Annotated in this window: 17 protein-coding genes and 1 pseudogene; 4 read left to right on the forward strand and 14 right to left on the reverse strand. The window is 70.4% G+C overall.

From position 1 onward, the window contains the following. Nucleotides 1–5 precede the first annotated feature (5 nt). Nucleotides 6–1,460 carry an MDR family MFS transporter gene (locus tag ACFSZT_RS23990; RefSeq protein WP_377383701.1) on the forward strand — a complete coding sequence of 485 codons (1,455 nt, stop codon included), beginning with the start codon at nt 6–8 and terminating at the stop codon, nt 1,458–1,460. 43 nt (nt 1,461–1,503) lie between these two features. On the opposite strand, the gene ACFSZT_RS23995 is transcribed toward ACFSZT_RS23990, so the two are convergent. The 3 genes from ACFSZT_RS23995 to ACFSZT_RS24005 form a co-directional block, all read right to left on the reverse strand. Beyond that, entirely contained in the window at nt 1,504–2,376 is an 873-nt protein-coding gene (locus tag ACFSZT_RS23995) for an NAD(P)-dependent oxidoreductase (RefSeq protein WP_377383698.1), read from the reverse strand. 42 nt (nt 2,377–2,418) lie between these two features. Continuing rightward, complete coding sequence (locus tag ACFSZT_RS24000) at nt 2,419–3,897, reverse strand: aldehyde dehydrogenase family protein (protein WP_377383695.1); 1,479 nt, start codon at nt 3,895–3,897, stop codon at nt 2,419–2,421. A 241-nt stretch (nt 3,898–4,138) separates the two neighbouring features. Then, nucleotides 4,139–4,732, reverse strand: a complete 594-nt coding sequence (locus ACFSZT_RS24005; protein ID WP_377478354.1) for an acyl-CoA-like ligand-binding transcription factor — start codon at nt 4,730–4,732, stop codon at nt 4,139–4,141. Between the two features lie 109 nt (nt 4,733–4,841). On the opposite strand from ACFSZT_RS24005, the gene ACFSZT_RS24010 reads away from it, so the two are divergent. Then, entirely contained in the window at nt 4,842–5,669 is an 828-nt protein-coding gene (locus tag ACFSZT_RS24010; protein ID WP_377383689.1) for a mycofactocin-coupled SDR family oxidoreductase, read from the forward strand. Between the two features lie 60 nt (nt 5,670–5,729). Here ACFSZT_RS24010 and ACFSZT_RS24015 read toward each other — a convergent pair whose 3' ends face one another. Genes ACFSZT_RS24015 through ACFSZT_RS24030 form a run of 4 tightly spaced genes read right to left on the reverse strand, consistent with a single transcriptional unit; the run spans nt 5,730 to nt 8,924 of the window. Then, a complete protein-coding gene (locus ACFSZT_RS24015) occupies nt 5,730–6,446 on the reverse strand; it encodes a tyrosine-protein phosphatase (RefSeq protein WP_377383686.1) in 717 nt (238 codons plus the stop codon). Further along, complete coding sequence (gene phnE, locus ACFSZT_RS24020) at nt 6,443–7,252, reverse strand: phosphonate ABC transporter, permease protein PhnE (protein WP_377383682.1); 810 nt, start codon at nt 7,250–7,252, stop codon at nt 6,443–6,445. The genes ACFSZT_RS24015 and phnE overlap by 4 nt, the downstream gene beginning before the upstream one ends. Continuing rightward, nucleotides 7,252–8,040, reverse strand: a complete 789-nt coding sequence (locus tag ACFSZT_RS24025) for a phosphonate ABC transporter ATP-binding protein (RefSeq protein ID WP_377383679.1) — start codon at nt 8,038–8,040, stop codon at nt 7,252–7,254. Before ACFSZT_RS24025 ends, phnE begins: the two co-directional genes overlap by 1 nt. Next, nucleotides 8,037–8,924 carry a phosphate/phosphite/phosphonate ABC transporter substrate-binding protein gene (locus tag ACFSZT_RS24030; RefSeq protein WP_377383676.1) on the reverse strand — a complete coding sequence of 296 codons (888 nt, stop codon included), beginning with the start codon at nt 8,922–8,924 and terminating at the stop codon, nt 8,037–8,039. Before ACFSZT_RS24030 ends, ACFSZT_RS24025 begins: the two co-directional genes overlap by 4 nt. Before the next feature lie 164 nt (nt 8,925–9,088). On the opposite strand from ACFSZT_RS24030, the gene ACFSZT_RS24035 reads away from it, so the two are divergent. Beyond that, on the forward strand, nt 9,089–9,850 hold the full coding sequence (locus tag ACFSZT_RS24035) for a GntR family transcriptional regulator (protein ID WP_377383673.1): 762 nt from the start codon (nt 9,089–9,091) through the stop codon (nt 9,848–9,850). Between the two features lie 193 nt (nt 9,851–10,043). Here ACFSZT_RS24035 and ACFSZT_RS24040 read toward each other — a convergent pair whose 3' ends face one another. The 3 genes from ACFSZT_RS24040 to ACFSZT_RS24050 are packed head-to-tail and all read right to left on the reverse strand — an operon-like array spanning nt 10,044 to nt 13,902. Then, nucleotides 10,044–10,631: a hypothetical protein gene (locus ACFSZT_RS24040; RefSeq protein ID WP_377383670.1), complete on the reverse strand. Its 588-nt coding sequence runs from the start codon at nt 10,629–10,631 to the stop codon at nt 10,044–10,046. After that, on the reverse strand, nt 10,628–11,497 hold the full coding sequence (locus tag ACFSZT_RS24045) for a hypothetical protein (RefSeq protein WP_377383669.1): 870 nt from the start codon (nt 11,495–11,497) through the stop codon (nt 10,628–10,630). The genes ACFSZT_RS24040 and ACFSZT_RS24045 overlap by 4 nt, the downstream gene beginning before the upstream one ends. Then, nucleotides 11,494–13,902, reverse strand: a complete 2,409-nt coding sequence (locus tag ACFSZT_RS24050) for a N,N-dimethylformamidase beta subunit family domain-containing protein (RefSeq protein WP_377383667.1) — start codon at nt 13,900–13,902, stop codon at nt 11,494–11,496. The genes ACFSZT_RS24045 and ACFSZT_RS24050 overlap by 4 nt, the downstream gene beginning before the upstream one ends. Nucleotides 13,903–13,973: 71 nt before the next feature. Here ACFSZT_RS24050 and ACFSZT_RS24055 point away from each other — a divergent pair. After that, nucleotides 13,974–14,468, forward strand: a pseudogene (locus ACFSZT_RS24055) (MarR family transcriptional regulator); the annotation flags it as partial. Here ACFSZT_RS24055 and ACFSZT_RS24060 read toward each other — a convergent pair. The 4 genes from ACFSZT_RS24060 to ACFSZT_RS24075 are packed head-to-tail and all read right to left on the reverse strand — an operon-like array spanning nt 14,372 to nt 18,722. Continuing rightward, nucleotides 14,372–15,295 (reverse strand): LysR substrate-binding domain-containing protein, encoded by a 924-nt coding sequence (locus tag ACFSZT_RS24060; protein ID WP_377383664.1) that lies wholly within the window; start codon nt 15,293–15,295, stop codon nt 14,372–14,374. The pseudogene ACFSZT_RS24055 and the gene ACFSZT_RS24060 overlap by 97 nt on opposite strands. A gap of 24 nt (nt 15,296–15,319) precedes the next feature. Beyond that, on the reverse strand, nt 15,320–16,135 hold the full coding sequence (locus tag ACFSZT_RS24065; protein ID WP_377383661.1) for an HpcH/HpaI aldolase/citrate lyase family protein: 816 nt from the start codon (nt 16,133–16,135) through the stop codon (nt 15,320–15,322). After that, nucleotides 16,132–17,340 (reverse strand): CaiB/BaiF CoA transferase family protein, encoded by a 1,209-nt coding sequence (locus ACFSZT_RS24070; RefSeq protein WP_449301418.1) that lies wholly within the window; start codon nt 17,338–17,340, stop codon nt 16,132–16,134. The genes ACFSZT_RS24065 and ACFSZT_RS24070 overlap by 4 nt, the downstream gene beginning before the upstream one ends. Beyond that, the gene (locus tag ACFSZT_RS24075) at nt 17,337–18,722 is read right to left on the reverse strand and encodes a GntP family permease (RefSeq protein WP_377383659.1); all 1,386 of its coding nucleotides are present in this window, start codon (nt 18,720–18,722) and stop codon (nt 17,337–17,339) included. Before ACFSZT_RS24075 ends, ACFSZT_RS24070 begins: the two co-directional genes overlap by 4 nt. Nucleotides 18,723–18,884: the final 162 nt, after the last annotated feature.

Consider the following 18,884-nt stretch of genomic DNA (forward strand, 5'->3'; position numbering starts at 1 on the left):
AACACATGGTGGATACTTCCCGCGCTCACGGCGCGGGGGTGGATCAAGCTCACGCGGCACCGAAGGCCACGCTGCTGATCGGCGTGCTGGTGGCCTCGGCGTTCGTGATGATCCTCAACGAGACGATCCTGAGCGTCGCCCTGCGTGATCTGACGGTGGACCTCAATGTCTCCGCCACCACCGCCCAGTGGCTGACCAGTGGCTTCCTGCTGACGATGGCCGTCGTCATTCCGACCACGGGGTTCCTGCTCGAACGGTTCACGCCGCGACAGATCTTCCTGACCTCGCTGACCCTGTTCAGCGCGGGAACGCTGCTGAGCGGGCTCGCGCCCGGGTTCCCCGTGCTGCTCGCGGGCCGCATCGTGCAGGCCTGCGGTACGGCGGTGATGATCCCGCTGCTCATGACGTCCGTGATGCGGCTGGTGCCGCCGCAGCGCCGCGGCGCCACGATGGGCACGATCTCGATCGTCATCGCCGTCGCTCCCGCACTCGGCCCGACCATCGGCGGCGCCGTGCTCTCGTCCCTGGGCTGGCGCTGGATGTTCTGGGTGGTGCTCCCGCTGTCGATCGCCGCGCTCGCCCTCGGCGCGCTCTGGCTACGCCTGGACAGCGAGACCCGGGCCGTCCCGCTCGATGTGCTGTCGGTGGTGCTGTCGGCGATCGGGTTCGGCGGCGTGCTGTTCGGCCTGTCCTCGATCGGTGAGTCCGCGGGCAGCGCGCACCTGGTCCCGCCGTGGCTGCCGATCGTGATCGGCGCGGCCGCGCTGGCGGTGTTCGCGTGGCGCCAGACGAGGCTCCAGCGCCGCGACCGGGCACTGCTGAACCTGCGCCCGTTCACCTACCGCGACTTCCTGGTGGCGCTCGTACTCACGGGCCTGCTGTTCATGTGCCTCATCGGGGTGGCCGCCATCCTGCTGCCGCTGTATCTGCAGACGGTGTTGGGTACGACGACGTTCGAGAGCGGCCTGGCCGTGTTGCCCGGTGGTCTGATGCTCGGCCTGCTGGGACGTCCGGTGGGCGCGCTGTTCGACCGGTTCGGCCCGCGTCCGCTGGTGATCCCCGGCACGCTGGCCATGGCCGGGGCGCTGTGGCTGTTCACCACGCTCGGGCCGGATTCGTCGATGGCCACCGTGATCGTCTACCACATGGTGTTCATGACGGGCCTCGGCCTCATGATGACGCCGCTGATGACCCAGGCGATGGGCACGCTGTCCGACCACCTCCACTCGCACGGCAGCGCGATCCTGGCCACGCTCCAGCAGGTGGCAGGCGCACTCGGCACGGCGGTGTTCGTCACCGTCGCGGCGGTCGGCAGCGCCGCGAACGCGGCCAGCCCCGATGCCGAGGGCCTGCGCGTCGCGTTCGTCACCGCGGGGGGCATCGGTGTGCTGGCGGTTATTTCGTCCCTGTTCGTCCGCCGCTCCGCGGGCACGGCCACCGCGGGCCACGGACACCACTGACCGGACCTCCAGGCTCCCGCCGCGGGCGGGAGCCCGGTTGTCGTCAGCCGCGGTCCGGGGCGCTGGTCAGATATGTCGCGGACATGTCCTTGTCTCCGTGCTCGCGGGCGCCTTCGGCGAACCGGTTCCGGATCGTGCGGACCAGCGGCAGGTCGAGGCCGTGCTGCTCGGCCGCCTCGGCGATCAGGCGCGCGTCCTTCGCCGCGAGCGTGAGCTTCATCGCCGGGTCGAACGAGCGCTCGAGGATGGCGGCGGCCTTCAGCTGCAGGTACGGCAGGTCGAGCGGGCCGCCCGCGACCGCCTCCAGGAACTGCCGCGGGTCGACGTCGAGGCCCTCGGCCAGGGCGACGGTCTCCGCCGTCGCCTCCACCACGGACATCACCCACGCGTTGGCGACCAGCTTGAGCCTGCTGCCCGCGCCGGCCTCGCCGACCCAGAGCGTCTTCTTGCCGATGGCGTCGAACACCGGCTGGATGCGGTCCCGCACCTGCTCGGGTCCCGAGGCCAGCACGACCAGCTGCGCGTTCTCCGCCGGCTGCTTGGTGCCGAGCACCGGCGCGTCGACGAAGGGCACGCCGTGCTCGTCAGCGAGCGCGCGGAGCCGCGCGGTGGCGTCGATGCCCACCGTGCTGGTCTGGATCCACACGGCGCCGTCGGTGGCGCGGCCGAGAGCGCCCTCCACGGTTCCGGCGACCGTGTCGGCGTCCGCGAGCATGGTGACGATCGCGTCGGCGCCGTCGATCGCGTCCGCCGGATCGTCGACGACGGTCACGCCGTCGCCGGACAGGGGCTCCGCCTTCTCCCGCGAGCGGTTCCACGCCCGCACCTGCAAGCCCGCCCTGGCGAGGTTGCGCGCCATCGGAAACCCCATGATCCCGCCCGCACCGAGGACGGCGACAGTGTCGATGTCGGCCACAGGTCCTTCCTTCCGTCGTAGCGTCACCCAGCCCGGTCCACGCTAGATCGGGAACCGCCGCCTGTCGTGCTGAACACTCACCCAGTGGTCGGTGGTGAACTCCTCGATCGCCCACTCACCGCCGAAGCGGCCGATGCCCGACGCCTTCTCCCCTCCGAACGCGGTGTTGGCGTCGTCGTTCACGGGCGAGTCGTTGACGTGGGTCATGCCCGCGTCCACCCGCCGCGCGAACCGCACGCCGCGGTCGACGTCGCGCGTGAACACCGCACTGGACAGGCCGTACTCGGTGTCGTTGGCGATGCGCAGTGCGTCGTCCTCGCCCTCGGCGCGGATCACCGTGATCACCGGCCCGAACACCTCCTCCCGGGCCGTGGCGACGTCGTTGCCGGCGAGCAGCACGTGCGGCGGCAGCAGCAGGCCGGAGGGGCCACCCGGGTCGCCGCCGAGCACCTGCTCGGCGCCCTCATCGCGAGCGCGGGCGAGCTTGTCCTGGATGCCCTCCAGCTGGCTCGAGTTGATCACCGGGCCGATGTCGGTCACCTCGTCGGAGGGGTCGCCCACTACCAGGGAGCGCACCCGCTCGACGAACCGCTCGACGAAGTCGTCGTGCACGGCGGCGTCGACGATCACCCGGTTGGCGATCATGCAGATCTGGCCGGCGTGGAAGAACGAGCCGAACACGGCGGCGTCGACGGCACGATCGAGGTCGGCGTCGTCGAGCACCACGAGTGGCCCGTTGCCACCCAGCTCGAGCGCCACCTTCTTGATCCCGGCCTTCGCGATGATCCCCTCACCGACCGGGGTCGATCCGGTGAAGGACACGACGCGCGCGGCAGGGTGCTGGACGATCGCGTCGCCGATCTCGCTGCCGGAGCCGATCACGACGTTGAGCAGGCCCGGCGGCAGCCCGGCCTCCTCGAGGATCTTCGCGAGCAGCAGGCCGCCGGTCACCGGCGTGTCGCCCGCCGGTTTGAGCACGACACCGTTGCCGACCGCGAGCGCGGGCGCCACCGACCGGTTCGACAGCTGCATCGGGAAGTTCCACGGGCTGATGACGGCCACCACGCCGACAGGCTGCCGGTAGACGCGGTTCTCCTTGCCCGGAACGTCCGAGGGCAGGATCCGCCCCTCGACGTGGTGCGGCATCGACGCCGCCTCCTGCAGTCCGGTCCGGACGAGGCCCCATTCGAGCTCCGCCTTCGCGCGCGTGCCACCGGACTCGTGGACGATCCAGTGCATGACCTCGTCCTTGCGGGCCTCGAGAATCGCGGCGGCCTCGCGCAGCACGCCGGCTCGCTCGGCCGGGGTGGCCGCCGCCCAGCCGCGCTGGGCCTCCTGTGCGGCCCGGTAGGCCTCGTCCAGGTCGTCGGCGCCGGCCAGCGGGATCTCGGTCAGCGTGTCGCCGCTCCACGGATCCAGGTCGGCCTTGGTCTTGCCGCCGCGGCCGGCTCGCCACCGGCCGGCGATCGGCATCACGTCGAAGCCCTCGTAACGCTCGGGCACACGGGTGCGGGAAGCCATCGTCTGCGTCATACCGTCCGGCTACCCCGGCACGCAGGCGACAACTCACCGGCACGCCGTGCTCCCCGGGACGCGACGGGACACGTCCCTGGGATCCGGTGGTGTCAGGCCAGCTCGAAGCCGCGGTAGTGGGCGGTCGTCGAGCGGCAACCCCACGCCGCACCCGTGACGGCGTGGCCGGTCGCAGGACGGGGCGGTCGTCGCTTGGCCCGCCGTCCGGATCGGACGGTCGCCCGGAACCTCAGCCCGGACGCGGGATCAGCATCCGGAGCAGCCGGGCCATGATGTCGCGCAGTTCCTCGGCGGGATGCGTGACCCAGTACTCGTGAGCGGCCAGGGTCGCGGCCAGCACCGCGTGCCCGGCGCCGATGGCCACCAGATCGTCCGGCCCGGTGCCGCGCCGCGTGGCCACGAACTCGGTCGCGATGCGCCGCCACTCCTGATGCCGCGCCGCCGCCTTCCCCTGCACGGCCGGCACGGTCAGGATCAGCTGCGCCCGGCGCAGCGCCCACGTCCGCTCCGCCGGGGAATGGTGCAGCGCCTCGGGCGCCACGCGGCACAACACCGCGTCGTAGCGCTCGTCCGCCGGCGCGGCGGCCAGCAGCGCGCGAAACCGCGCGAGCTCGGCCGGCGACTCCACCCACAGCACGTCGGCCTTGGTGCCGAAGTACCGGAAGAACGTGCGCCTGCTGACCCCGGCGGCCGCGGCGATGTCGTCCACCGACACGTTCTCGAACCCCCGCGCCAGGAACAGGGTCTGCGCGACCTCGGCGAGCTCGTGCGCGCTGGTCAGCGCGGGACGGCCGCCACGGTCGCGGTCAACGGAGCTGGGCACCCGCCCATCGTGGCACGGTCGTCGCCGGCTTCCGCGTCCCTCGACTTACGGCACTGTGTGCCATAACCTGAGCCAGATACCCGGAGTCAACGACGACACGGAGAACATCATGGGCTCACTCGACAGCAAGGTCGCCTTCATCACCGGAGCAGCACGAGGCCAGGGACGCAGCCACGCCGTGCGCCTCGCCCGCGAGGGCGCCGACATCATCGCGATCGACACCACCGCCAAGGTCAACAGCGTTCCCTATCCGCTGGCGACCGCCGACGACCTCGCCGAGACCGTGCGCCAGGTCGAGGCCACCGGCAGGCGGATCGTCGCCCGCGACGCCGACGTCCGCGACTCGGCAGCCCTCGCCGAGGCCGTCAACGCCGGCGTCGAGCAGTTCGGCCGGCTCGACATCGTGCTCGCCAACGCCGGCATCTCCAGCCCCGCCCCGACGCTCGAGATGAGCGACGAGACCTGGCAGGACATGATCGACATCAACCTCACCGGCGTGTGGAAGTCGCTCAAGGCCTCGGTCCCGCACATCATCGCGGGCGGCCGCGGCGGCTCCGTCGTCATCACCAGCTCGCTCGCCGCGATCTACGCCAACGAGAACACCGCCCACTACTCCGCCGCCAAGGCCGGGCTGGTCATGCTGATGAAGGTGATGGCCAAGGAACTCGCCCCGCACAACATCCGCGTCAACACCATCCACCCCACCACCGTCGCCACGGACATGATCCTCAACGACGCCACCTACCAGCTGTTCCGGCCCGACCTCGACAACCCCACCCGCGCCGACTTCGAGGACGCCGCCCGCACCCTCAACCGCCTCCCCGTGGCCGCGCTCGAACCCGAGGACATCACCAACGCCGTCCTGCACCTCGTCACCGACACCGGCAAGTACGTCACCGGCACCACCCACGTCATCGACGCCGGCGGGGCGCTGTAGCGACGATCCGCGGCAGCGGCGTGGCCACAGTGGACTCTCACGTGCGTCGTCTGTGGACGGTCAGCGCTGGGTGGTGAAGCGCTCCGCCCAGCGTTGGACGGCGGCCGGCCCTGTTCCGTGGTCGTCGAGCCAGCCGTGGACGCCGCAGGGGTGGCTGTCCCAGACGTCGAGCACGGTGGTGATCGCTTCGGGCGGGGCACCGTACGCGCTGCCGGCCACGCCGTTGCCGTACCGGCTGTACACATGGCCGGTGCTGCGCAGACGCGCGACGATCGCGTCGAGGTAGCGCCGGGTGAGCATGTAGTCGGCGATGATGTCGGCCCGCGCGACCCCGGCGCACGCGAGCAGCAGCGCCACCACCACGCCGGTGCGGTCCTTGCCTGCCGCGCAATGGACGAGCAACGGCCCGTCCGCGACGGAAGCCAGCTTCACGATGCCGGCCAGCTTCGGCGCCGCCTGGTCGACGAACACCCGGTAGATCGCGGCGAGATCGTCGCGCGGCAACGTGGCCAGCCGCGCGTCGTCGACGAGTGGCACCGAGTGGACCGTGGTTCCGTCCACGCCCAGCGGGTGCGGGGCCGGAAGCTCACCGGGCGCACGCAGATCGACGACGGTGCGGCATGGCCACTCCGGCAATTCCTCCGGCGGCAGGTCGCCGGCCAGTGGAGCGGCACTGCGATACAGCAACCCACTCCGCGTGCACCGGCCGTCCCCAGCGGGCAGCCCACCGAGGTCACGGACGTTCGGCAGCACATTGTGCACGGCAATCCCCGTCATACCAGCTTCTTCCTCACGTGGGCGCTGACCCGGTCGAGCACGACGACGACCACGAGCACCACCAGCACGATGGTCAGCACGCTGCCGTACTCGAACAAGCGCAACTTCTGATTGAGTTCCATTCCGATCCCGCCCGCACCGACCAGGCCGAGCAGCGAGGCCGCGCGCACGTTCGAGTCGAGCACGAGCAACGCGTAACTCGACAACGTCGGCAGGCTCTGCGGCAACAGCACCCAGCTGATGCGCTGCGCCTTGCTCGCCCCGGCGGCCTCGGCCGCCTGCCAGGCGCGCAGGTCCTCCGCCTCGAAGATGTCCGCGAACAGCCGGGCCAGCCCCGCCGCCGAGCCGACCGCGATCGCCAACGTCCCGGCGAGCGGACCGAGGCCGACGGCCGAGACGAACAGCAGTGCCCACATCAGCTCGGGCACCGCACGGACGAGGTTCACACTCGTGCGCGCACTGTGGTGCAGCCACGCCTGCCCGAACACGGTGCGGGCGGCCAGTAGGCTCCACGGCACTGCGACGAGCACACCGAGCACGGTGCCGACGACCGCGATCGCGAGCGTCTGGCCCATGAGCTCGACGGCGGTGCCGAGTTCGGCGGGGTCCGGCGGAAACAGCCTGCCGAGGAAATCCACGACGTTCGGCACGCCGTCGACGAGCGCCGACAACGAGAGCTGACTGCCCTGCCACGACAGCGCGAACACGATCACGACGGCCGCGACCCCGGTCGTGGTGCGCCACGTCGGGCGCCGGTAGCGGGCGAGCGCCTCGACCTCGGGCCGCTCCTGGGTTCGGGTCCCCATCACGCGCCCACCTCGCTCGGTGCGACCTCCGAGTCGGCGTAGATCCGCGCCAGGTGGTCGTCGGTGACGTCGGCGGCAGGCAGGTCGAACAGCACGCGGCCCGCACGCATGCCGACGAGCCGGTCGGCCGTGCGCCGCGCGAGTGCCACATCGTGCAGGTTCAGCACGGCGGTGAGCGACTCCGCCCGCACCAGCTCGACGATGTCGCCCACGACCCCGGCGGCGAGCACCGGGTCGAGGTTGGCGACCGGTTCGTCGGCGAGCAGCACATCCGGCTGCTGCGCCATCGCCCGCGCGATCGCCACCCGCTGCCGCTGCCCACCCGAGAGCGCATCGACGCGCTTGCGCAACAGTTCGCCCAGGCCCAGTCGGGCGGCCGCCGCCACCGCGATCTCCCGATCGGCACGCCGCACCAGGTGCAGCAGGCTCGGCAGCAACGGTTGGTACACGAGCCGTCCGATGAGCACATTGGACAGTACGGTGGCGCGCTCGACGAGCTGGAACTCCTGGAACACCAGGCCGATGCGCTCGGCGCGGGCGCGCCGGGCCCGCCCGCGCAGGCCGGCGTAGGGCTGCCCGTCGTGCCGCACCTCACCGCGCGTCGGTGGATGCAGCCCGGCCAGGCACCGCATCAGCGTCGACTTTCCGGCTCCACTGCGCCCGAGTACGGCCGCGATCTCGCCGGGCGCGACGCGCAAGCTGACCTCGTGCAGCGCGGCTGTCCCGTCGGGATAGCTGAACGACAGACCGTCGGCCTCGAGCCTGGGCAGGGTCACGATGCCGGTCACTGTCGCGACAACTCCTCGAGGTCCACTCCCAGTTCCCGCGCCGCCTCACGGAACAACGTGAAGTCGGCATCGGTCGCCTTGGCGAACGACTTGGCATGGATGACCTCGAGTGCCTTGCCGTTGTCGCCGTTGACAAGCTCGTCGACCACGGCCCGCTCCACCTCGGGGTCGAGTCCCTTACGCGCAATGATGACGAGCGAGACCGGGATCGGTTCCGATTCGGTGATGATCTTCTGCTGGTCGCCGTCGATGACGCCCTTCTCGACCATCTCCTCGTAGCTGGTCCGCGCATCGGCGGCACAGTCGGCGCTGCCCTGCTTCACGGCCAGCTGCGCGGTGTCATGCCCACCCGCGTACGTGGCCTCGATGTCGGTCTCCGGATTGATCCCGGCCCGCTTGAGCAACAGCTTCGGGATGTAGTTGCCGCTGGTGGAGCCGGGGTCGACGAAGGCGACCGTGCGGCCACGCAGATCGTCGATCGAATCGATGCCGCGGTCGGTACGGCACACCAGCACCGACGAGTACGGCGCTCCCTTCGCCACGACGAGCGGTTTCACTCCGGCCACGGACTGTGCCAGCGGGGTCGGGAACGGGCTGAACGCGGCGATGTCGATGAGCTCGGACCGCATGGCCTCCACGATCGCGAGGTAGTCGCTCGTGAGCGTCGTCTCCACGGGCCGGCCCGCGGCCTTGCTGATCAGGTCGCGCAGCGGTGTGAACTGCTCCTGGAACTCCGGGTTCGCCTCGCCGGGCGGCAGCCCCATCTTGAGCGGACCCCCTGATCCGTCCTCTGAGGACGATGTACCACAGGCACCGAGTGCGAGCAGCGCCAGCACGGAGCACGTCGTGGCCGCGGCGCGGCGCCATCGGTGGGTGAACTTCACGGTGGGGACCTTTCGTCGACGCGATGGCAACGGAGTTCAGAGTCATCTAGATGTATGCACCACAGGCCGCCGGGAATGGACGGGCAGGTGAACGTTCGGCGACCGGACTCCGCCGCGGGCCGGACGACGCTTGTCGTGGCCCCGTCGTCCTCTAGATTTCCGGTGTGAGGTTGCACAGGACCGGATCGCTGCCCTTGTACCGACAGGTGCAGCAGGTACTGCAGGAGCGCATCGAAAGCCGCGCGCTTCTCCCTGGAGATCGCCTGCCGACGGAACACGAGCTCGCCCGGGAGCTGGCCGTGAACCGGCTCACCGTGCGCCAGGCCATCTCCGAGCTGGCTCGGGCCGGCCAGCTCGTGGTGCGGCAGGGAATCGGCACCTTCGTGGCCGAGCCACCCGCGCATTTCGTCGTCACGCTCGGCCCCGAACGGTCGATGGCCGCCGTCGAACACACGACACGCACACTCGAGCAGGAGGGCATGCCGGCGCGCGAGGTGTTCCTGTCCAGTGCGATCGAGGACTGCGCCGAGGCGCGTGAGCAGCTGCGGCTCCCCCGGCGGCGCCTGCGCCGCGTCGACACGCAGTTTCTTGTCGACGGCGAACCGTGGTCGGCCAACACGTACTGGTTAGCGGACACGCGCTTCCGCGGCATCACCGACAGGCTGGTCCACGACGGCTCGGTGTTCCGCGCCTGCGCCGAGCACTACGGCACCGACCTGCGCTACGCCTGGCGGTCCTTCGCGGCGGCCGCCGCGTCGCCGAGGGAGGCCGAGCTGCTGGGCGTCGCCGTCGGCACGCCGGTTCTCGTCCGCGAGGGGCTGAACATCGACTCGTCCGGCACGCCTACGGTGTATGTCACCCGTCGGCTGCGCAGCGACCGCATGCGGTTCGTCCTCCGCTACGAGCACGATCCGATTGTGGAGTAGCCAGGCCCGGCGCGGCACGGTCCCGGTGACGGGCTACGCCACCGGGACCACTCCGTCGTCGCGGGGCCGCCGCCCGGGCGGGGTCAGCCCGCCACGGACCGCGCGTGGGCGGCGTCGAGCAGCCGGGCGAACGCGCCCGGCTGCGGGTCCAGCCGGCCGAAGATCGGTTCGGGCCGGCGGATCTTGGACACCATCAGCAGGATCTGCGCGGCGCCGTGGTCCGGCCGGATCGTGCCTCGGGGTAGCTCGACGACACCGTCGAGATGAAGTCCGAACCGGTCGAGATTGGCCATGATCGTCCCCGGGCCGGGGGCATCAGCACACCCGGACCGACGTCGAAACACCCGACCCCGCGTTCGCTCAGCGCAACGCACGCGTCGACGACTGCGACGTTGGCCGGATCGTCGGTGAGCCGGACAGGCCGGCCGTCGGCGCCGAGACGCTCCGTGTGGCGCGGTGCCCAATGCCACGGCGGGAGCCCGATCACCACGTCGGGTGCGCCCGTCACGTGGACCGCCGGGCCGGCGGGATCGGCCACCTGCCAGTCGATGTCCCCCGCCTCGCCGGCCAGCGTGGCCGCCACCTCCGGGGTGGAGCACACACCGACAGCGTGCCCCACCCCGGTTCGGGCTGCCAGTCTGGTCAGCAGTCGGCCGCTGTCCGCCCACAGGTCGACCACGGCATCGACGTGGCCGATCCGGTGGGCGAGGTAGTCCGCGAGGAACTCCGGCACCGGGTCGCAGACCACGCACGGTTCGCTGCGAAACCAGGACTGGGTCATCGCAGCGAGGACCGGCCCTGCCGCCACCGGGCGTCGGCCCAGTCAGTGACCTCGCAGCGCGCGGGATCGGGGATCTGGCCGGCCGCGTGCAGGAGCGTGCGCCAGTCGGACTCCCAGTGCTCGGACACCGGGTCTGCACCTCGTCCGTACAAGGCCACGGTGACCTCGACCCGGCTGACGCTGACCGGCTTCGCCGCCAGCACGGCCCGGCGTGACGGCGAGTCGACGAACACCGCGTTCGGCGCTCCGATGCGCACACTCACACCAGGGTCGTCGTCCAGCACGGCCGCGATCCGGGCGCCGACGTGGCGCCAGTTGCACGGCACCTCGTGCCGCATGTGCCCGGCGAACCGGTACTCCGCCCAGCTTCCGGTGAAAACCTCCGCACATCGGGGCATCTGCTCCGAGACGGTTTCCGGACCGGCACCGGGCATCGCCACGAACAGCAGCGGGCCGTGCCGGCTCAGCGACACGGGTGCGCGCCGCGAGGGCCTGGCGCCGACGACCTGGCGGATGAACCGGTCGTCGTCCGCCCTGCCGGGCCTGAGCACGTCACTGTCCCTACTGTGTCCACAGGAGACATACGCGCACGCGACCTTCGACCCGTTGCCGCACTGCGCCGGGATGTTCCAGCACGACCCCTGCTGGAAGGCGTTGTAGCCCCCGCCCAGTGAGTCGTCCTCGTGCCGCAGCACGTGGACGCCGTGATCACCGATGGTGGCCGGAAGCACGTCTCCGGGTCGGGGGATCATGTCGGCGACCCCGGCGAGCACCCAGCAACGGCTCCAGATCGCCGTGCTCTCCTCAGCGAAGGGCGGCAGGCCGGATGTGACGGCCGGAAGCCCGAGATCGACGGCGGCGGTCACGGCGAGACCTCGACGGGAGCGCCCGCATCGACCCGCACGCGGTTCAGCTCGGGGTCGTAGTCCTTGCGTCCGCGGTGCAGCACGTGCTCCTCCCCCGGCGCGGGGAGTGGCCCGTCCTGGGAGAACCGGTTCAGCACGCTGGCGACGAGGGTCGAGATGTTGTTGTCGTAGTTGTTGTGCGACAACGAGCCGCAGAACGCGATCGAGCTGAAGGCGAAGCAGGCGCCGCCGTTGGGGGTCTCGTGGAAGGCGATGTCCGATCGCACCCGCGGATGATGTGTTCCGTCGATACCGGCCTGGCTGAAGCCGTAATCCTCCATCACCAGCAGCATGCCCTCGGTGTGCCGGCCCGCCGACGTCGCGGCGACGAGCGTGTGCGGCGGCGAGCCGAGGGTGGTGTCGACGATGTCGATTTCCAGGCCGGCCGCGCCGCCCGACACCAGTCCGAAGTCGCCGAGGCGCTCGTTGTAGTCGATGCCCTCGAACGCCCAGGACACGCGCGGGTTGTTCGACTCCGGCGTGCGGGTGTAGTACGTGCCGATGTCGAAGCCTTCCGCCGACATGCCGGTCCCCGCCACCGGGTGCAGGTATCGACCCACGAAGCGCCACATGCCACCGAGGTCGCCCGTCGACTGGTGGTGGTACTCACCCGGGTCCGCGCGCCAGGTGCGGATACCGGACTCGCACCGGCGCATCTCGGTGACCTCGCCTCGGCCGTAGGCCGGGTGGTAGGTGTGGACCCAGTAGAACCCGTCACCGCCCATGTACATGAAGCGGCCGCCGCGCTCCTTGTAGGCGTGGATGTTGTCGAGGTAGTGCCCGCTGTGGTGCTCGGGGTGCGTTCCGGTGAGCAGCACGTTGTAGCCCTCGATGCGCTCGAGCCCGTCGTAGGCGACGTCCTCGTCGGTGATGACGTCGAAGTCGTAGCCCTTCTCGGTGAGCCAGTCGATGAGGTGCAAGTCCGCCGGGAACTGCCAGGGCGCCTGCTCGAGGAAGTGGTCGTAGCGCGGGCGGAACGACAGCACGGGCCGCAGCCTCGACGACAGGCAGATCTCGGAACCATCGGTGTGCGTGTCGTAAATGGACCCGCCGTACTCGCGGTGCTGGGCGAGGAACATGTTCTGCGCCTGCATGATCGGCACCCGGTAGACGAGGAGTTCCGCGCCGCCCGCGTTGGCCGCGAGGTGTTCGTTGGCGTAGGCCATGTAACTGGTGGTCGAAAGGATGACCGCGATCTTGGCGGTCGGCTTTCCCAGCGGCGGGCGGACGACGGACGGCACGTAGTCCTCGTCGCCCTCCGAGCTGGTCAGCTTGACGGCCCAGACGGCGGACCTCATGTCGGCCGGAACGTCGAACGTGAAGTCGACGTCCCATCGCGCGTCGTCGATGTCGTCGTCGTGGAAGTGGATCGCGCCGTACTGCTCCGGAACCCTGGTCCAGTCGGTCTCCTTGCCGGTCCAGTTGTAGCCGGTCATCGCCCTGGTCGGCAGGTTGATGACCTCACCGTGCAGTTTGTACGGTCCGTCGTCGTACGCCGAGCGGGTCGGGATGTCCCTGCCGAAGTCCCAGGACGCTACCAGGCACGAGGCGATGGAGCCGACCGGACCGGGACCACGCCGCTCGTCCTGTCCACTGTCGGCGCTGAGCTTGAGCCGCTCGATATCCAGCCTGGACAGTGCCGCCGACGCGATCCGCGGGCTGTCGATCTTGCCGTTGTAGTGGCTGCCGATGACCAGACCGTTCGGTACCGACGAGGCGCCGTCCGGTCCGTCGTCGAAGCGGTCCGCGCAGGCGCCGATCACCAGGGGCACCGGAGCGTTGGCCAGGGGGTCGGCGAACACGGCTTCCTTCGGCGTGATCTCCGGGTCGAGCGCGTACCGGATCTGCGGTTCGTGGTACAGCACGGCTTTGCCGGTCGCGGCGTCGTAGGTCGCGGCGACGAACGTCCACGCCCGGTCGCGCACCGGCGCACCCGACGACAGCACCTGGCCGTTGACCCGGAGTTCCAGCTCGCCGTGCTCGTTGATGAACAGCCCGTAGCCGACCCCGTCGAGGTACTTGGCGATGATCGCCTGCGGCCCGGGCCGCCAGTAGCCTTCCGGCTTGTGCGGCATGGTGGGCCAGATGTAGGCCTGCACCGTAAAGCTGTCCACATTGAGCGGTGCGCGGTCCGGCACCATCACGTACGAGCCGCTGTTGATGACCTGCTGCCTGCCGGCATGCGTCCCGTTGAACGACGCGTCCGCCGGGATTTCCTTCAGCCCGGGCCCTGCCGGGTCGGTGTTGCCGTTGATCAACTGGACCAGCTGCGCCTGATACTCGGACGGGCCGTCGCAGTTGACGTAGAACTTGATCTGATCACCCTGCTGCACCGACCACTTGTCCGCGTAGGCAGTGATCCGCATCCAGTCCGGCGCGATGGGGTACTCCGAGCGAGGCGCTCGCCGCCGCGACATCGCACTTCGGGACGACCCCCGATCAGTGGCTGACGCTCGAATTGCTCGTCAACAGCGGCGAATCCGGTCTGTCGATGACCCAACTGCGGATGTCCACGGGCCTCGCCGGCGCGACCCTGACCCGCACCGTGGACAAGCTCATCACGGACGCGCTCGCCTACCGGGAGGTCGACCCCGCGGACCGGCGCCGATCGTTGTCTATGCCTCGGCGGACGGACTGGACCTCTACGCACGCTCGAAGGACGCCGTCGACGCGATCGAACAGTCCCTCGCGGGGTCGGAGTTCGCGCTGTTCGAACCCCCGGCTCGTGCCGAGCCGCGCGAGTGGTGAGCGGGTCCGGCCCACGGTGACACGAACCGCGGACACGGCTACCCAGGCGGCAGACACGGCTACGGGAACGGCAGACACGGTGCCGCGTCAGGTGATGCCCGGCCACCGGCCTTCGGCGGCGAGACGCTTGGTCACCTCGACGATGCCCTCCCGGACGGCCACCACCGCCTCGCGGGGCTCGTAGCTCTCCGTAGCGGTGCGAATGGCGATGTGGCGGCGCAGTACCGGGTCCACGATCCGGCGGACCCCCAGCTCGCGCGGATCGCCGTGGTCCCGGACGACAGACAGCGGCAGGATCGTGCAAGCCTCGCCACCGGCGGCGATGCGGATCATCGTGCCGAGCGACTCGACGTCGGCGACGATCGTCGGCGCCAGCCCCTTGGCGGCGAACGCGCGGTCGACGAGGGCCCGCAGGTTGCTCCGGCCGCCCGGGGTGACCAGCGGTACCGCCCGCAGGTCGAGCAGCGACACCTCCTCCGCCGAGCGCGGAGCCGGATCGGGCCTGCCGATCAGGTACAGCTCCTCGGAGTAGAGCGGCACCTCCGCCGCCCTCGGCGCGTCGTCCTCCCGGAACACCGCGGCCAGATCGAGCCTGCCCGCCAGCAGCAGCTCGTGGATGTAGCCGCTCATCGACTCGAACAGCTGCAGGTGGATGCCGGGGTGGTTGGCCTTGACCCACGAGAACAGGGCCGGCGCGAGCGGTGTCGCGACCGTGGTCGGCAGCCCGACCGCGACCGGGCCGTGCAAGCGGTTGCGGCTGTCGGCGACGTCGCGCGAAAGCCGGTCGAACTGCCGCACGAGCTGCTGGGCGTCGCGGTACAGAGTCGTGCCGGCCGGGGTCGGCAGCACGCCCCGCGGGCCGCGTACCAGCAGTCGCACCCCGAGCCGCGCTTCGAGCTGGGCCATGCGCTGGCTCAGCGCCGGTTGTGACACGTGGAGCCGGCCCGCCGCCCTGGACAGACTGCCGGCATCGACGACGGCGATGAAATCACGCAGGTGGGCGATGTCCACGGTGCTGCCTCGGTGCCGCCTCTCTCAGTGCGCCGCGCGTTCGGCCTCCCGGACGATCCGGCGGGCGCGTTCCACAACCGGACGGTCGATCATCTCACCGTCCACCATCGCCGCGCCATCGGACTCGACGGCGAGCACCTTGCGCGCCCACGCCAGCTCCTCCTCGCCGGGCGCGAAGGCCGCGTGCACGAGCCGAACCTGCGACGGGTGGATGCACAGCTTGCCGCCGAAGCCCCAGGCCTTGGCACGCCGCGACTCCCGGGTGACCGTCCCGGCGTCCCGGATCGCCGTGCTGACCCCGTCGACCGGCTGGGGCAACCCGCACGCCGCCGACCAGCGGACCAGATCGGCGCGGGCGGTGTCGAGCGCGGCATCGTCGGTCACCCCGAGATCGAGCGCGAGATCGACGCTGCCGAACAGCAGTCGCACCACGCCGTCAGCGGCGGCGATTCCGGCCAGGCCGACCAGGCCGCGGGCGGACTCGACGAGCGGGAGCACCGGGACACCGCTCGCCTCGGCGGCGGTGTGCACATCTTCGGCGCTCTCCGCTTTGGGCAGCACGACGGCAGCCGGGGCCAGCTCACTGCAGGCGGCGAGGTCGGCGGCGCTCTCGGCGGTACGGACGCCGTTGACGCGGACGACCACCGGCACACCCGCGTCGGTTGGCCAGTCCCGTAGCAGGGTGGCTCTGGCCTCCGTCTTGGCGTCCGCGGCGACGGCGTCCTCGAGGTCGATCACGACGACATCGGCACCACTGGCGCATGCCTTGGCGAAGCGCTCCGGCCGGGACGCGGGCACGAAGAGCCAGCTCACCGCCGTCGACAGCCGGTCGCCGCTCATGCCACGCCCTCGGCCACGAGCTCGTCGATGTCGGCCTCCGTCATCCCGAGCTCGCCGAGGATGGCCCGCGTGTGCTGTCCCAGCTCCGGTACGGGATCCATCCTCGGCTCGGGCGTGGTCAGCCCGGGCAGTGTGAGCGAGCGGACCGGCCCGGCCGGCGTCCCCACCTCGTGCCAGCGGCCGCGTGCGGCCAGCTGCGGGTGCTCCCACACGTCGGCGACCGAGTTGACGTGCGCGTTCGCGACCGGGATGGCGCTGAGCCGGTCCGTGGCCTCGGTGCTGGTCAGCTCGGAGAACCGTTTCGCGATGACCGCGCCCAGCGCCTCCCGGTGGGCGTTGCGATCGGCGTTGGTGGCGTAGTCCGGATGGTCGGCCAGCTCGGGCCTGCCGAGGAAACGCTCGCAGAACAGGCGCCACTCGCGCTCGTTCTGGATCGCCATCATGACGACCTTGCCGTCGCCCGCCGTGAACGGTCCGTACGGGTAGATGGTCGCGTGCGCGGCACCCGCCCGTGGCGGTGGCTCGGCACCGTCGTAGGCGTAGTACATCGGAAAGCCCATCCATTCCACAGTGGACTCAAGCATCGACACGTCGATGTGCGTGCCCTCGCCGGTCCTCCCCCGTTCCAACAGCGCCGCGAGAATCGAGCTGTAGGCGTACATGCCCGCGGCGATGTCCGAGACGGAGATGCCGACCTTGGCCATGTCGTCGGCCGTGCCGGTGACCGACAGCAGCCCGGCCTCGCTCTGCACCATGAGGTCGTAGGCCTTGCTGGTCTCGTACGGACCGGGCGAGCCGTAGCCGGAGATGTCGCACACGATCAGCCGGGGGTTGGCCTCCCGCAGCTGGTCGGCGCCGAGACCGGCGCGTTTCGCCGCGCCCGGCGCCAGATTCTGGATGAACACGTCCGCGTCGTCGATCAGCCGCCGGAGCACGGCCATGCCGCGGGCGTCCTTGATGTCGAGCGTGAGCGACTCCTTGTTGCGGTTGACCCACACGAAGTGTGAGCTGAGGCCGTGCACGCGGGAGTCGTAGGCGCGGGCGAAGTCACCGACACCCGGACGCTCCACTTTGATCACGCGTGCGCCGAGGTCGGCGAGATGCCGGCTGGCGTACGGGGCGGCGATGGCCTGCTCGAGGGAAACGACGGTCACTCCACGCAGGGGTTGCATGTCCTTCTCTCCGGTGCCGGGAACGACGGTCACACCACAACACTGACGCCCATGACCAGGGCCAGCGACACCACCGACGCCAGGGAGGTCACGAACGTGAGGGCCTTCAGCGCTCCCCGGGTGTTGACCCCGAGCAGCGTCTGGAACATCCAGAAGAAGTTGCTGTTCAACTGCAGCGCGAACAGCGCGCCGGAGCCGATCGCCAGCGCGAGCACCTCGGCGGGGATGCCGAGCCCGCCCATGATGGGGGCGAGAATGCCGGCCGCGGCGATGCCGGCCACCGCGATCGACCCGATGGCGAAGTGCAGCACCGCCGCGACGAGCCAGGCGAGCAGGATCGTCACCAGGGCAGGCACTCCCGCGTCGGCGGAGAAGAGGCCGGACAGGACATCGTCCAGATTGGTCTCCCCGATGACCGCGCCGAGCGAGCCGCCGACACCGGTGACCAGCAGGATCTGGCCCGTCGAGTTGAAGCCCTTCGACATCGTGTCGGCGAGCCGGTCGCCGCCCAGCACCCTGCGCGCCAGCACGTACGCACCGACCAGGCCGAGGAACAGGGCGAACACGGGGTCGCCGAGGAAGGCGACGACGTCGGACTTCACCCCGGCGGCCTCGCTGATGGCGCCGCCTGCGATCAGCAGCAGCGGGACCACGATGGGCAGCAGCGATACGGACAGCCGCGGCAGCGCCCGCACCGGCCGTTCGGTGACCGCGACGCCCGAGCCGCCGGCACCGCCCGTGGTCTCCTCGCCCTGGTCGGTGTCGTCCTCGAAAACGGCGCCCTCCACCTCGTCCTTGGCCTTGTTCCAGAACCCGAGCTTGAGCAGGCGGCTGTACACGAGCATGGTCAGCAGTGCCGTCGCCGGGCCGATCACGAAGCCGTACAGCAGCATCGTGCCCAGCGGGACGTCCAGCAGTCCCGCGATCGCCACGGTGCCCAGGCCGGGCACCACGAACACGTAGCCGACCAGGATGCCCGTGGTCAGCGCGCCGCCCATCATGGCGAGGCCGTTGCGGCCCAGGTGCGGGGCGGCCTGCCGGGCCAGCGGTGCGGCGAGCACCAGCTGAACGTCCACATAGATGGAGGGGAAGATGGTGCTCAGCGCCACCGCGAGGGCATACGGGAGCCTGCGCGGTCCGAGCGCGCTGAGCAGCTTCTCGACCACCTTGCGCAAGGCGCCCAGCGCGTGCAGCAGTGAGCCGAGGAGCACACCGAACCCGATCAGCAGCCCCACTTCGGCCATGATGTCGCCGAAGCCCTCGGCGATCGTCGTGATGGTCTTCTCGAAGCCGAGCCCGGCGGCCAGGCCCAGGTAGAGCGAGCCGATGACGAGCGCGATGACAGGCTCTACCCGCATCACCAAAATCAGCACGATCACCGCGGCGATGGCGATCGCCGCATGCAACACGATCACTGTGTCAAGTCCTCTCGCCAGGTCGCGTTGGGTTCGTCACGACAGGTGCCGCGCTGCTCCAATCACGTCCCTACACGTGTCCTGCGATGTGAGTTCACGTGATCGAAACACAGGTGCGGGAAGCCCGGTAGACGGCGATCGCGAAGAGCGATATAAGCGCCG

Source organism: Prauserella oleivorans (genome assembly GCF_042685745.1).
GTDB classification, from domain to species: domain Bacteria; phylum Actinomycetota; class Actinomycetes; order Mycobacteriales; family Pseudonocardiaceae; genus Prauserella_A; species Prauserella_A oleivorans.

Bases quoted from the DNA above. Each gene is read 5' to 3' on its own strand.
- ACFSZT_RS23990 (WP_377383701.1), top strand. From the start codon at position 6: ATGGTGGATACTTCCCGCGCTCACGGCGCGGGGGTGGATCAAGCTCAC.
- ACFSZT_RS24000 (WP_377383695.1), bottom strand. From the start codon at position 3,897: ATGGCTTCCCGCACCCGTGTGCCCGAGCGTTACGAGGGCTTCGACGTG.
- phnE (WP_377383682.1), bottom strand. From the start codon at position 7,252: ATGGGGACCCGAACCCAGGAGCGGCCCGAGGTCGAGGCGCTCGCCCGC.
- ACFSZT_RS24050 (WP_377383667.1), bottom strand. From the start codon at position 13,902: ATGCGGATCACTGCCTACGCGGACAAGTGGTCGGTGCAGCAGGGTGAT.
- ACFSZT_RS24010 (WP_377383689.1), top strand. From the start codon at position 4,842: ATGGGCTCACTCGACAGCAAGGTCGCCTTCATCACCGGAGCAGCACGA.
- ACFSZT_RS24065 (WP_377383661.1), bottom strand. From the start codon at position 16,135: ATGAGCGGCGACCGGCTGTCGACGGCGGTGAGCTGGCTCTTCGTGCCC.
- ACFSZT_RS24015 (WP_377383686.1), bottom strand. From the start codon at position 6,446: ATGACGGGGATTGCCGTGCACAATGTGCTGCCGAACGTCCGTGACCTC.
- ACFSZT_RS24040 (WP_377383670.1), bottom strand. From the start codon at position 10,631: ATGACCCAGTCCTGGTTTCGCAGCGAACCGTGCGTGGTCTGCGACCCG.